Annotated in this window: 15 protein-coding genes and 1 pseudogene; 10 read left to right on the top strand and 6 right to left on the bottom strand. The window is 30.8% G+C overall.

The annotated features are described in order from the left end of the window. Positions 1–115: 115 nt before the first annotated feature. From CD032_RS02805 to ychF, 4 genes are all read left to right on the top strand, one after another. The gene (locus CD032_RS02805; RefSeq protein ID WP_026034821.1) at positions 116–484 is read left to right on the top strand and encodes a Na-translocating system protein MpsC family protein; all 369 of its coding nucleotides are present in this window, start codon (positions 116–118) and stop codon (positions 482–484) included. Between the two features lie 409 nt (positions 485–893). Continuing rightward, on the top strand, positions 894–1,778 hold the full coding sequence (locus tag CD032_RS02800) for a mechanosensitive ion channel family protein (RefSeq protein ID WP_019469839.1): 885 nt from the start codon (positions 894–896) through the stop codon (positions 1,776–1,778). Positions 1,779–1,798: 20 nt separating this feature from the next. Next, the gene (locus tag CD032_RS02795) at positions 1,799–2,002 is read left to right on the top strand and encodes a DUF951 domain-containing protein (protein WP_019469840.1); all 204 of its coding nucleotides are present in this window, start codon (positions 1,799–1,801) and stop codon (positions 2,000–2,002) included. Positions 2,003–2,015: 13 nt separating this feature from the next. Then, positions 2,016–3,113: a redox-regulated ATPase YchF gene (ychF, locus tag CD032_RS02790; RefSeq protein ID WP_019469841.1), complete on the top strand. Its 1,098-nt coding sequence runs from the start codon at positions 2,016–2,018 to the stop codon at positions 3,111–3,113. Between the two features lie 285 nt (positions 3,114–3,398). Here the strand turns inward: ychF and CD032_RS02785 are convergent, their stop codons facing one another. Then, complete coding sequence (locus CD032_RS02785; protein ID WP_019469842.1) at positions 3,399–4,196, bottom strand: GH25 family lysozyme; 798 nt, start codon at positions 4,194–4,196, stop codon at positions 3,399–3,401. Positions 4,197–4,585: 389 nt separating this feature from the next. Here CD032_RS02785 and rpsF point away from each other — a divergent pair, with 389 nt between their 5' ends. Genes rpsF through rpsR form a run of 3 tightly spaced genes read left to right on the top strand, consistent with a single transcriptional unit; the run spans position 4,586 to position 5,714 of the window. Continuing rightward, entirely contained in the window at positions 4,586–4,891 is a 306-nt protein-coding gene (rpsF, locus tag CD032_RS02780) for a 30S ribosomal protein S6 (RefSeq protein ID WP_019469843.1), read from the top strand. 18 nt (positions 4,892–4,909) lie between these two features. Next, positions 4,910–5,422: a single-stranded DNA-binding protein gene (gene ssb, locus CD032_RS02775; RefSeq protein ID WP_019469844.1), complete on the top strand. Its 513-nt coding sequence runs from the start codon at positions 4,910–4,912 to the stop codon at positions 5,420–5,422. Between the two features lie 49 nt (positions 5,423–5,471). Next, positions 5,472–5,714 carry a 30S ribosomal protein S18 gene (gene rpsR / locus CD032_RS02770; protein ID WP_002484306.1) on the top strand — a complete coding sequence of 81 codons (243 nt, stop codon included), beginning with the start codon at positions 5,472–5,474 and terminating at the stop codon, positions 5,712–5,714. 232 nt (positions 5,715–5,946) lie between these two features. Here the strand turns inward: rpsR and CD032_RS02765 are convergent, their stop codons facing one another. The 5 genes and pseudogenes from CD032_RS02765 to CD032_RS13040 all read right to left on the bottom strand — a co-directional run bounded on the left by CD032_RS02765 (position 5,947) and on the right by CD032_RS13040 (position 9,384). Beyond that, on the bottom strand, positions 5,947–6,873 hold the full coding sequence (locus tag CD032_RS02765; RefSeq protein ID WP_019469845.1) for an Abi family protein: 927 nt from the start codon (positions 6,871–6,873) through the stop codon (positions 5,947–5,949). After that, positions 6,874–8,089, bottom strand: a pseudogene (locus tag CD032_RS02760) (tyrosine-type recombinase/integrase). 143 nt (positions 8,090–8,232) lie between these two features. After that, positions 8,233–9,000 carry a hypothetical protein gene (locus CD032_RS02755; protein WP_019469849.1) on the bottom strand — a complete coding sequence of 256 codons (768 nt, stop codon included), beginning with the start codon at positions 8,998–9,000 and terminating at the stop codon, positions 8,233–8,235. Positions 9,001–9,098: 98 nt separating this feature from the next. Then, on the bottom strand, positions 9,099–9,236 hold the full coding sequence (locus CD032_RS13045; protein WP_019469850.1) for a hypothetical protein: 138 nt from the start codon (positions 9,234–9,236) through the stop codon (positions 9,099–9,101). 10 nt (positions 9,237–9,246) lie between these two features. Beyond that, on the bottom strand, positions 9,247–9,384 hold the full coding sequence (locus tag CD032_RS13040; protein ID WP_019469851.1) for a hypothetical protein: 138 nt from the start codon (positions 9,382–9,384) through the stop codon (positions 9,247–9,249). 1,484 nt (positions 9,385–10,868) lie between these two features. Here CD032_RS13040 and CD032_RS02750 point away from each other — a divergent pair. The 3 genes from CD032_RS02750 (at position 10,869) to CD032_RS13030 (ending at position 12,303) form a co-directional block, all read left to right on the top strand. After that, a complete protein-coding gene (locus CD032_RS02750) occupies positions 10,869–11,414 on the top strand; it encodes a hypothetical protein (RefSeq protein ID WP_019469854.1) in 546 nt (181 codons plus the stop codon). 584 nt (positions 11,415–11,998) lie between these two features. After that, complete coding sequence (locus CD032_RS13035; protein WP_019469855.1) at positions 11,999–12,166, top strand: hypothetical protein; 168 nt, start codon at positions 11,999–12,001, stop codon at positions 12,164–12,166. Then, on the top strand, positions 12,163–12,303 hold the full coding sequence (locus CD032_RS13030) for a hypothetical protein (protein WP_019469856.1): 141 nt from the start codon (positions 12,163–12,165) through the stop codon (positions 12,301–12,303). Before CD032_RS13035 ends, CD032_RS13030 begins: the two co-directional genes overlap by 4 nt. Positions 12,304–12,411 lie beyond the last annotated feature (108 nt).

Here is a 12,411-nt window from a genome sequence, read left to right as displayed (position 1 = left end):
AATTATTTTCTAGGTAATTGCGCATAACTATGGAGAAAAATTTATAAAAATGATAATGTTAGCATTATTAAATAATACAACAATTAATTTTGATTCTATGGGAGATGCATTCGACATGAAAACAACAAAAGGTACCTATGAGTCTGAAATCAGTAAAGCAATTACACAATGGGAAAAAGACTTTCTTGGTCGTGGCTCACTGTCTGTGAAAACTGATATTTTGCGTGATATGATTATTGTTACTTTACAGGGTGTGTTGACACAAGCTGAATATAAAGTTTGTGAGACACATGAAGGATTATTAACAATTAAACGTACGAGATCTAAACTCGTAGAATCTGGTATAGAGGCACTTGACGATATTGTTTTTTCAGTTACTGGTGAAGCAGTCAAAGGATTTCACACAGATTTAAGTTCTAAAACAGGTGAACGTGTCATGATATTTAAACTTTATAATAATCTTGAGAAAAAAATAGTAGAATAAAGAAAATTATTGATGAAAGTGATATCTAAAAACTGAGGAAGTGCTTTATTTCAAGAGACGTTTGTAGTAATATTACTTACTGAGTGTGAAGGAATCATAATTTTAAATTATGGTTCTTTTTCTTTTGTCTTTTTTAAATTACATAATTTAAATTTAATTAAACGTAAAAATTATATAAACTATATTTAAAAATTGATAGTATAAAGTGAGTAATGATAATATGGGAGCTTCTGGTTATAATCATACAAGCTGTAGCATGCTTTCTATGTAAATAAAAGTAGATAAATACCCCAAATGATACGTTTATTCGTCAGATAAATTTAAAATTTAGTCGGAAGTTGGATGTGTTTAACAGTTTAAATAATTATAATAGAATAAGAAGAGTCTTTGACTAAGGGAGGAAATATTATTGGATCAAATCAAAAGTATCATGTATTCCTTAATAGAACCTTTAACTAAACCCGAAACATATCAAACGCTAATTTCCAATTTAATTATGATTGTAATTTATATCATAGTAGCGTGGATAGTATTGCGTTTTATTAATAAAGGAATAGAACAATTTTTCAAAATACAAAATAAAGGTAAAAAGGCGAATAAAAAACGTTCAGCAACATTAATATCATTAGTTCAAAATATCGTATCGTATGTGGTATGGTTTATAGTGTTAACAACCATTTTAAGCAAGTTTGGTATTAGTGTTGAAGGTATTATTGCAAGTGCTGGGGTTGTTGGTTTAGCTGTTGGTTTTGGTGCACAAACAGTTGTTAAAGATATTATCACTGGTTTCTTCATTATATTTGAAAATCAATTTGATGTAGGAGATTATGTTAAAATAAATAATGGTGGTACAACTGTTGCAGAAGGTACAGTTAAAGTCATCGGTTTAAGATCAACAAAAATAAATACCATTACAGGTGAATTAACGACATTACCAAATGGTAGCATGGGTGAGATTACAAATTATTCAGTGACTAATGGTGAAGCAATTGTCGAAATCCCAGTTTCAGTAGAGGAAGATATTGATCAAGTAGAAAATGTCTTAACAGACCATTTTCAATCGATACAAACAAATTATTATTTGTTTATCTCTACACCGCAAGTTGTTGGTATCAATTCAATCAGTCGAGATGAAATTGTATTGAGTGTATCTGCTGATACAATTCCGGGCGAAGGTGCTTCCGGAGCGCGTATATTAAGAAAAGAAATATTGAAATTGTTTAAGCAAAAAGAAATTAAAACACCTAAGCCGATGATGTTACAATATGATCCTAATCAACAAAATAATGCTTAAATATTCGGAGGAGTGACAGAATGACATCAAATTACGGTTTAAATGACATTGTAGAGATGAAAAAGCAACACGCCTGTGGTACGAATCGTTTTAAAATCATTCGTGTAGGGGCAGATATCCGAATAAAATGTGAAAATTGTCAAAGAAGCATTATGATTCCGCGACAAACATTTAATAAAAAACTGAAAAAAATACTAGTATCTCATCAAGATACTGAAAAATAAGGAGAATGAATAAATGGCTCTAACAGCAGGTATCGTTGGGCTTCCAAACGTAGGGAAGTCAACACTTTTCAATGCAATTACTAAAGCGGGTGCGCTCGCAGCGAATTACCCATTCGCAACGATTGATCCTAACGTGGGGATTGTCGAAGTTCCAGATAGTAGATTAGATGTATTGACAGATATGGTACAACCAAAGAAAACAATCCCAACAACTTTTGAATTCACTGATATTGCAGGGATTGTTAAAGGAGCTTCAAAAGGTGAAGGGTTAGGAAATAAATTCCTATCTCACATTCGTGAAGTTGATGCAATTTGCCAAGTTGTACGTGCATTCGATGATGATAATGTGACACATGTTTCTGGTCGTGTTAATCCTATTGATGATATAGAAGTTATCAATATGGAACTTGTATTGGCGGATTTAGAATCAGTTGAAAAACGTCTACCAAAATTAGAAAAAATGGCAAGACAAAAAGATAAAGATGCGGTTAATGAAGTTCGCATTTTATCAAGAATTAAAGAAGCTTTAGAAGAAGGTAATCCAGTAAGAAGTTTAGAATTTACGGAAGAAGATCAAAAATTTGTAAATCAAGCACAATTGTTAACATCTAAAGAAATGTTATATATTGCTAATGTCGGAGAAGACGAAATTGGCGATGAAGATAATGAAAAAGTTCAAGCTATTCGTGAATATGCTGATAAAGAAAGTTCAGAAGTCATTGTCATCAGTGCTAAGATTGAAGAAGAAATTGCTACATTGGATGATGATGATAGAGCAATGTTCTTAGAAGATTTAGGTATTGAAGAACCTGGTTTAGATCGTTTAATTCGCACAACTTATGACTTGTTAGGTTTGGCAACATACTTTACAGCGGGTGTACAAGAAGTACGTGCTTGGACATTCATTAAAGGCATGACAGCTCCGCAATGTGCAGGTATTATCCATACAGACTTTGAACGCGGCTTCATTCGTGCAGAAGTAACGAGCTATGATGACTATGTAGAATTTAATGGTGAAAATGGTGCTAAAGAAGCTGGAAAACAAAGATTAGAAGGTAAAGAATATATCATGAAAGATGGAGACATCGTTCACTTTAGATTTAATGTATAAAATAAAAGCTTACGTGTTACTTAAATTGTAACGCGTAAGCTTTTTTCAGAAATTTGGAAAGTAAGCATGCCGGGAGTCTAGAATATTCATTTGATTCATAGATACGCTTGTCATAAATTTAACTAGCATTAGGTTAAAATTTGAAATATATATACTTCTTAATCCTTGATGTATGAATAAATACATACGGTTATGCGAATATCGGTTAGAGGTGAAAATGACATGACTTTAGTTGTGCTAAGTTTTACATATCAAAATAGCATTGTGAATGCTGAGATGAAAAACTTAAGATGTAAACCATGATGTGTCTACACCAGGTCCCGTATAATTGGCATCGACATTTTGGTTTAATTCGGGTGAAGCATAGCTATCTGTATATTGCCATAACACATGTTCTTGTGTTGGTTGTTCTTGGTTATAGTTAGCGAGCCAATAACCATCATATTGTCCCACTGATTCTGAAGCATGTTCTTTCATAAAGTTCTCATATGAATAAAATAAGATTTTTTTATTTCCAGCAAGGCTGCGCATTTTGTCATACCAGGCAGTTGTACTTTCATCAGCGGTACCCGATGTCACAGTATTTTCTTCAAAATCATTAATATAAAAACTAGCTTTAGGCGCACGATTGTACAAGGTTTGTGCTTCATATCTAGCATCATCAGGATTTTCATACATACTATAAGAGTAAACGCCAAAATCCAAGTTATATTTATCTAATAGATTTGAGTTATGCTCTAATGCCGCATCGACTTTTTCAGAACCATATTGTGCACGAATAATAATGAAATCATAATTTGCTTTTAAATCTTTGACTTGTTGCGCTGAAAGTTTACCTTGCCATTCAGAAATGTCTAAGACACGTTCACCAGAAGCTGTTGTACTGGCATTAGAACGAAAGGCACTTTCTTGAGTTTCATTATTTTTTTCTTCTGGATGCTTTTCAATATATTTTTGATAACCATATCCCATTGTGCCTTTTTGATTTGCTGTATTTTCAGCTGCGTGTACAGTATTAAATGTTATTGTAGTTGCAAACAGGACACTCATGGACAGCAATCCTTTTTTAATAACTGAAGTCATATAAATCTCCTTTGATTAATTTTGAATTATGTAAACATGTCCTTTGATTTTAATGATACAAATCAAGAACGTACATGATATGCTATTAGAATTAAAATGGTTTATCAAGTTTATCTGGAATAACTTTTAAATTGATTTATAATTATTTAAAAATAAATATAATATCTAATTTTTTATATACGCTTTATATGAATTTATGAGCTGTAGATGCCGAGTTGATAAAATGTTTCATATGAAACATGATGCAAAAATGTCATTTTGAACGTCTGATAATCATTGTAAAATGTAAAGCGTTGTGCTATAATTCTTGATTGTGAGTAATGAAAATTATTCCTTGCTTACCACAATGATGGTGAGCCGCATAGACCACAAGGAGGTGCAATTATAAAATGAGAACATATGAAGTTATGTACATCGTTCGTCCGAACATTGAAGAAGATGCTAAAAAAGCTGTCGTTGAACGTTTCAACGGTATCTTAGCTTCTCACGGATCAGAGGTTTTAGAAACTAAAGATTGGGGCAAACGTCGTTTAGCTTATGAAATTAATGATTTCAGTGAAGGTTACTACAACATCGTACGTATCCAAACTGAAGACAATGAAGCGACTGACGAATTCCAACGTTTAGCTAAAATCACAGACGATATCATCCGTTATATCGTAATTCGTGAAGACGAAGATAAGACAAGAAAATAATAAATGGGGGTCGTTTAAATGATAAATAGAGTTGTTTTAGTCGGTCGTTTAACTAAAGATCCAGAATATAGAACAACACCCTCAGGCGTGAGTGTTGCGACTTTTACTCTAGCAGTAAATCGTACGTTTACAAATGCGCAAGGGGAACGCGAAGCTGATTTCATTAACTGCGTTGTTTTTAGAAAACAAGCAGAAAATGTAAATAACTACTTATTCAAAGGTAGTCTAGCTGGCGTTGACGGTCGCATTCAATCACGTAGCTACGAAAACCAAGAAGGTCGTCGTATATTTGTAACTGAAGTTGTCTGTGATAGTGTTCAATTCCTTGAACCTAAAAACCAAAATCAGCGTCATGCTCAAGAAGAAAATAATAATTTCCAGAATTTTGGTGGACAACAATCCGGACAAAATACGTCTTCTTATCAAAATAATAACAATAATAATAATTCATCAAACAATAATCAATCAGATAACCCATTTGCAAATGCAAACGGCCCTATTGATATTAGTGATGATGATTTACCATTCTAATTATAATGAACGTATAAAATTAAAAAACTATTAAAAGGAGGCAGTTACCATGGCAGGTGGACCAAGAAGAGGCGGACGTCGTCGTAAAAAAGTTTGTTATTTCACAGCAAACGGAATTACACACATCGACTATAAAGATACAGAATTATTAAAACGTTTTATCTCAGAACGTGGTAAAATTTTACCACGTCGTGTAACAGGTACTTCAGCTAAATATCAACGTATGTTGACATTAGCTATTAAACGTTCTCGTCATATGGCTTTATTACCATATGTTAAAGAAGAACAATAATAGATATTGTATCTGAAAACCCCGTAGGCATATACCTACGGGGTTATTTTTGTGTTTTTATTTGTAAAAAGTTCGCAAAAAATTCGCAGAGTGTGGGGATTTATGAAATTTTGGCATAAAAAAAGGGCTATTCACTAAATTGTGAATAGCGCTTTTTTATGATTCTGGAACAAAGCGTATGCTTTGCGGAACATAATAATGAGTTCCTTTGTTAAATACAATGATAGCACCATTACAAATACGAGTCAATTATTTTATTGATAGCCGAAATAGTCATATTTAAATATTTTTCTGTTGTAAAATAGTTTCTGTGAGCATTTAACTGTGATTTAAAAGATATCAGCTCGTCTTTTAAGTTAGTAATAGTGTTGTTGTGACAATATTTTTTATGTAGTAAAAATACAGCGCTAATGTTTCTTACAGGCAATAACTTCATTTGTGAATAACTTAAATTGAAATGCTTTATTGACTCTTCAATCAATAGTTTATTAGTACTATCTAATTTCGGATCATTTAAATGAACTAATAATGGTTGATTATGAGCACTTACATTTCTAACTTTTCTCACATTACCTATGCATCTAACAGCAAGGAAATACTTAGCATCGTTAATACGAGAATGATAAAATTGTAGAAATTCATTAAATTGATTATAACTAATTAGTTCCAAGCATACCCATATTGGAGGGTTATCATAATATTTTTTGAATTCAGGTTTAGGGACTTTTGTCTTTGTAGTTTTACCATTAGATTCAATACTTACTTTTTCCATAACATTTCTAAATGTGCGCTTTTTTTGCTCTTCGCTTTTATAAAAATCGCTCATTATTGTATAGCCATCTTCGTTAGGATTTAATGAAACATCATTTAAAATTTCTGTTTTGACAATGTGTTCGATATCTAAACACATTGTAATTAAAAGGTACCTTAATCGCATATCTATAGAAGCTAATTCAGATAGGTATGCAAATTCTATATTGTATTTACCATCTTTTTTGGGGAAATTAGTTCTAAAGTATCCTAATTTAAAATAGTACGTTTTCTCACTTAAAATATGTTTAGCATCTTCGTGATCTTGTATATTAAAACGGATTCCTAAAGAAGTAAGCTTTTTTATTAGACTGTCCGTATTTAACATTGGTTTCAAAAAACTTTCCATTTAACTTTGTATCCCCTCTAGTTTATTCATCATATCTTTAGCCATCTGATCTGTAACATGGGTGTATATCTCTAATGTGGTTTTGTAGTCACTGTGGCCAACTCTATCTTGTATTGCTTTTAGGTTTATTCCTAATTGCGCAAGTGTTGATATGTGTGTATGACGTAATGTGTGCGTTGTTACACGTTTGTTAATCGAACTTATATCGGTTGCTTCTTTAATTATATTGTTCACCTTATTTAAGTCAATAGGGCTACCAGCAGTATTAGTAAATATATAACCTCTATCAATAAATTTATCACTCCACTGATTCTCTTTTTTATTTTCTAGCATGAGTGTTTGAAGTAAATTGATACTTTGAGTTGTAAGTCCGATTGTTCTGTAACTCTTACTTGTTTTAGTGGTTTATTTAACGCCAAATGCTCCAGTTTCTACATCAGTAACCCAGTTAATTGTGCCATCAATTTCTAATGTTTTATTCTCAACGTTTACATTGTCTGTCTTGATTGCAAGTAACTCACCAATTCGCATACCATTGTTAATTTGAAACTCTACTAATGCTTTAACCATTTCATAGTTACGTTTACGTGTATCATGGCTTTTATTCTCAATTAGGTAGTCGAAGCTTTCAAGCAACTCTTTTACTTCACTATTTTCTAAATAGTTATTACATTTAGCTTGTAGTTCAATTCTTGTCTTAGCTTTCTTAGGTATATCTATTTTATCTAAAATCCTAATATCATGAAGATCGTAGTATTTAAACGCATATTTGAAAACGGAACGAATAACAATAACAAGAGATTGAACATGGCCAATACTATGTGATTTAGCCCATTCATTTATGATGTCTTGTAAGTAGGTGTGCGTAATCTTGCTGATAAGTACTTTACTATCAATAGCATTTTTGACTGTATTAACATTACTTGTCTTCTCTTTGATAGTCGTTGGTTTTGAGCCTGAATGTGTCTTGTAATGCTCTAACCATTCATCGCATGCATCATGGAATGTTAAGTTCTCAAGCTGCTTTGTACTGTTATGCTTCAATCGTTGCTCAATTATTTTATTTAATTCTAATTGAGCGTCTTATTGACTGCGTACATTGTTCTTGTTACGTGTAACTGATAACTGTTTTATACTTACCAGTTAAAGGGTCTGTATAGCGCTCTATATAGCGGTAGGCGGTACAGTTATTTTTAGTGATTTCACGCACCCACATTTGTCATCCCTCCTTAAAGATAATTAGGGTAGGCGTACTACCTTAAAAATAGTTAGTTATCATTTAGATTGATCATTGTTGTTGGTGCCTTGTTGGGCGTCACCTTCAGTTTCAGTGTTTTCTTGAGTGTCCTCTTCTGCTGTTTATTGTTCGTTTTCGTGACTATTTTGTTGGTTATTACTTTCTGTAGTTTGTTGATTGTTATTAGAATTCTGTTGATTACTATCTTCTTCAGTTTGTTGTTCATTTTCTTTAGTATCTTGTTGGTTATTTCTATTTTTATCATATACGTTGTTTTCTTCTGCTAGTTCTTTTAATCTCTGTTGTCTTTCTTTTTCATTTTTCTCCAACATACTTTTGTATTCTTCCATTTGTTGCTTATTTGCTAGATTATTAGCTCCTAATTTTTCGCCAGTTTCTCTATCAATGATTATTTCGAATGGCATAGGTGTTGAAATTCCATTGTAATAATATTTAACATGATACTCATTTTTATTAGTTCTATCTTTATCTATATGGAATGAATTCCAATCAATGTTTTGAACATCAATTACATCTCCACCAGGAAAGTCTTTAGCTTGTTCAATTGCTGCAACTTCCCCTATATCATTTGCGCTATTTTCCGTAGAAGTATTAGTTTTTTGATTGTTGTTAGTTCCATTGTCTTGATTGTTAGTGTTAGCTGTTTGCTCATTTGATTCTACATTATCTTCTTGGTTTTTGTTGTTTGAAGAGGTGTTATTATTTGCACTTGTTTCGTTTTCTGAATTATTCTTTTGGGAATCATTATTGGATTTTTCTTCTGTTTTGTGGTCTGATTTGTTATTAGATTCTTTATCTGAAGAATTATCGTTATTGCATGCGCCTAAAACTAATGTCCCAGTTAATAGAAGGATTAAAAATTTCTTCACTTTAAAATACTCCTTTAAATAATAATTATTTTGTGAAAATACTCAATGAATTATTGATCTCACTAAGAATTTCCCATTCCACATTCCCCCTTGATATATCATTCTTCTTTCTCTAACCCTAATATGATCAATATTGCAACTGTAATTATGATAGATGGTGCAAATAAAGATAAGGCTATAAATATTAGGATTAAAAGTAAATAGAACTCATCAATTTTATACTTACCGAATTTCATAATAATCCTCCTATTTTTGTTCCTCAAATCCACATATTAAACAGATTAGAAATGCTACAAAAACTGCTGGTACAAATATAGATGTTACTAAGAGTGGTATCGACATCAGTAAATAGTTGTAATCGTATTTGTACTTACCGAATTTCATAAAAATACTCCTTTTGCTATTTATTTTGCTTTTTATATTCTATGTATTTATTCACTACAAGCGTCAGCATCGATGTGAAGATTATTAGACTGAATATAGATAAACATGTAGCAACTACATCATCTTTAGTCAAAATGTTGTGAATAGATAGACCAATGAAGAATAAATGTAATAAAACAGTGATTGGTAACATTGTCTTGAACAATTTTGAATTTGGTTGATTCCTATTTTGTTTGATGAATATGACTCCTTTCAACACTACTTAATTAAAAATTTACTATGTATCTCACAACCTTAAAATAGGGCGTACGTGTGCAAAGACACGTAGGGGTGGTGCTATTCCTTATTCTTTTTTCTCTCTTTAATAAACTCCTTAAAATACAAGTAACCATCGAGCATTGTACTTAATATGAAATTTATTACTTTAATTACTATACCTATAATATACTCCACAGCGATACCCCTTTGTAAACGTAATAGGTATTAATATACTTTATGAACGTATGAAAGGACACAGTTATTGTTCCTATTCTTTTATCTCATCTTCTTTTTTATTTTTACGTCTAAACATCTTACTCAATAACTTTGATGTTTCCTGTTCAAATAAGCTTACTATAGCTACAATTATATCTATTATTTTGATTATGACTCCTATAAGTATATCCACAATGATGCTCCTTTATGTAAGTAATGAGTACGATTTATTGGATTTTTGTTTGATCGTTTAATTTTACAATCCATAAAATTGAAGAGGTCAACAAAACTTTTCTAGCATTTTGTTAATTTACGAGCTAATGCGCTAAAATGGAGCATCTGTCTATTATTAGAATATGACTAGATAACCAAAATACAAAAAGTCCGATTGCATTAGTAAAAAAAATTAATAATTGCCAATATCAAAAAATGTAATAGCTCAAGTTTATCAAAAGACCATTCCAAAAAGTTAGTTTTTATAGAAACATCTTGTTTAATCAATAATATGGATTTAAAGTAACTTATTTAAAATAACTTAAGTAGATTGCAATAATAACAAAGATTGCTGCACAAATAGCGTGTACTATTAAGATTAAATTGTTTCTTAGTCATAGGTTTAAAATTGTTACGTTTTATTCTTCTATTATTTTCCCAACGATATATAGATGCCCAAAAGTAAGCGTAAATAGGTATAATGATGATTCCTAATATTATCGCAACAAGTAAGCTCATTGTTTATCACCTTTTTGTATAAGGATAGCATGGAAATATTTAATTGTTAACAATGTAAAAAATGAAAGTTAGTTCTTGGAATGATACTGTGTTATTACTGTTTAATGGATGTAGTTTTAGAGGTTTTATAAATGTTGGTGAACTATCGTTCATACACAACAAAAAACCAATTTTTACACTACCTTAATTGAAATGAATTTTAATTTTGTTAAACTTATTTTGGAGATGTTATTTATATAGTGATTTGGGAGAATTATTATATAAAAGGAGATTTAACATTGAATAAGCAAATTAAAAAAATATTAACTGCTAGTGTAGCTACAGCGATTTTATCTGGTCCTGTATATTTTACTATTGATTCTGGTAAGGCGAATGCTAAAACTAGAAGTGAAATAGATAAAGAAATGAATCAAAGAAAAGAGATTGGTGATGCACTCTTAAAAGAGATTGATAATAGTAAAAGTGATTTTAAAGATCCGGCAGTTGCTGAAAGGCTAAAATGGCAAGTGAAAAATTATAGAGGTGGTGTAGCTGAAAGAGGCAAAGCCACAATGACTACAAAAGCAGGAGCCCAAGCAATTAGAGCTACTGTAAATAAGGTCGGTGAAAAGGCATGGAACAAATTGGTAAAGAAAATAGAAAATACAACTGGTACTAAACTCGTTATGTTCCATTATCAAAGTATTAATAAATTTTGTGATATTTTAACAGGGTTTGAAGGCAACTTAGCAGATGGCATAGCGAATGGGTTAACTAATAAGTTTGGTTTTAATAAACAATTTGCATATGTTGTTGCTAGAGCATTTATAGCAATTGTTTTGTAGGTTTTACATATGAGTAATAAAAAAAATTTATCTAATATTTTTAGTAATAACATTTATAATTTATATTTCTTTGCCAATTATTTTTGATGATAATTCTTTTAACATACGTTTATTTGCCATATTCCCATTATTATTTTTTGGTGCATTTTTATTTTCTTCTAACTCTAATAATAAAAAGTAATGATTTTATTCAATATTTCTTTGTACTAAGGCAATTTAATATAAAAGGGAAGTAGATATTATTCCAAAATCTCAACAAATAATATTAGCCATTTTGCTATTCTTTATGAGTTTTAATTTTTTGTTACCTATAATAGGAGCAATTTTTCAAATTGAAATTTTAGAGTTTGGTTCAATTTTTATAAAGCTACTTGATAGCATAACTTTAATAGTTGCAATCATCTTTGTATACAGACAAATTAAACGCAAAGGTTTTTGAATAGAAGTATGTAACCCAATATTTTTGATATGAGGAGTGGTATGTAGGATAAACATCTATGTACTTGACCTATTTTTTATATTTATATTCTGAATAAGATTAAATAAACTGAAATAAAGGTTGCTAGAAGGGAGTATTTTAGTCTATGAAATTAAGTCAATGGATAATTTGTATAGTGACTGGAGGATTAATTTTTTTAGTTTCCTTTTATATGGGAGATATGAATTTTTGGCCATCTTTGATTAATGGGTTAATAGGGTTTGTAGGATCTGTTTTTGTAGGAGAAGGTTTAAAAAAAGGTGGAAAATTATGAAGAAAAAAGATTTGAAAATTTTAAAGATTACTTTCTCTGGGTTAACAGCTATTTTATTTTATATTTCTGGATTATGGATTGTTAGTGCTTTCTTTGCTTTACTGTCATTGTATTTTATGGATGAAAAAAAGAAATGAGTTATATGTATAATACAATTCTAAACATCAATACGTGCTGCTGTAGGTTGTTCATATTTCTAATATGTTAGTTTGTGTTTGGTTGTGAACTACACAAAATGCAAGGAG

Source organism: Staphylococcus cohnii subsp. cohnii, assembly GCF_002902365.1.
Taxonomy (GTDB): domain Bacteria; phylum Bacillota; class Bacilli; order Staphylococcales; family Staphylococcaceae; genus Staphylococcus; species Staphylococcus cohnii.
The sequence above is the reverse complement of the archived record's forward strand: the minus strand, read 5'-3'. Positions and strand labels throughout refer to the sequence as shown.

Excerpts from the sequence above, each read along its gene's own strand:
- ssb (WP_019469844.1), top strand. The coding sequence starts at position 4,910 with ATGATAAATAGAGTTGTTTTAGTCGGTCGTTTAACTAAAGATCCAGAA.
- CD032_RS02785 (WP_019469842.1), bottom strand. The coding sequence starts at position 4,196 with ATGACTTCAGTTATTAAAAAAGGATTGCTGTCCATGAGTGTCCTGTTT.
- CD032_RS13045 (WP_019469850.1), bottom strand. The coding sequence starts at position 9,236 with ATGAAATTCGGTAAGTATAAAATTGATGAGTTCTATTTACTTTTAATC.
- ychF (WP_019469841.1), top strand. The coding sequence starts at position 2,016 with ATGGCTCTAACAGCAGGTATCGTTGGGCTTCCAAACGTAGGGAAGTCA.
- rpsF (WP_019469843.1), top strand. The coding sequence starts at position 4,586 with ATGAGAACATATGAAGTTATGTACATCGTTCGTCCGAACATTGAAGAA.
- CD032_RS02795 (WP_019469840.1), top strand. The coding sequence starts at position 1,799 with ATGACATCAAATTACGGTTTAAATGACATTGTAGAGATGAAAAAGCAA.
- CD032_RS02765 (WP_019469845.1), bottom strand. The coding sequence starts at position 6,873 with ATGGAAAGTTTTTTGAAACCAATGTTAAATACGGACAGTCTAATAAAA.
- CD032_RS13035 (WP_019469855.1), top strand. The coding sequence starts at position 11,999 with ATGAAATTAAGTCAATGGATAATTTGTATAGTGACTGGAGGATTAATT.
- CD032_RS02805 (WP_026034821.1), top strand. The coding sequence starts at position 116 with ATGAAAACAACAAAAGGTACCTATGAGTCTGAAATCAGTAAAGCAATT.
- CD032_RS13030 (WP_019469856.1), top strand. The coding sequence starts at position 12,163 with ATGAAGAAAAAAGATTTGAAAATTTTAAAGATTACTTTCTCTGGGTTA.
- rpsR (WP_002484306.1), top strand. The coding sequence starts at position 5,472 with ATGGCAGGTGGACCAAGAAGAGGCGGACGTCGTCGTAAAAAAGTTTGT.
- CD032_RS13040 (WP_019469851.1), bottom strand. The coding sequence starts at position 9,384 with ATGAAATTCGGTAAGTACAAATACGATTACAACTATTTACTGATGTCG.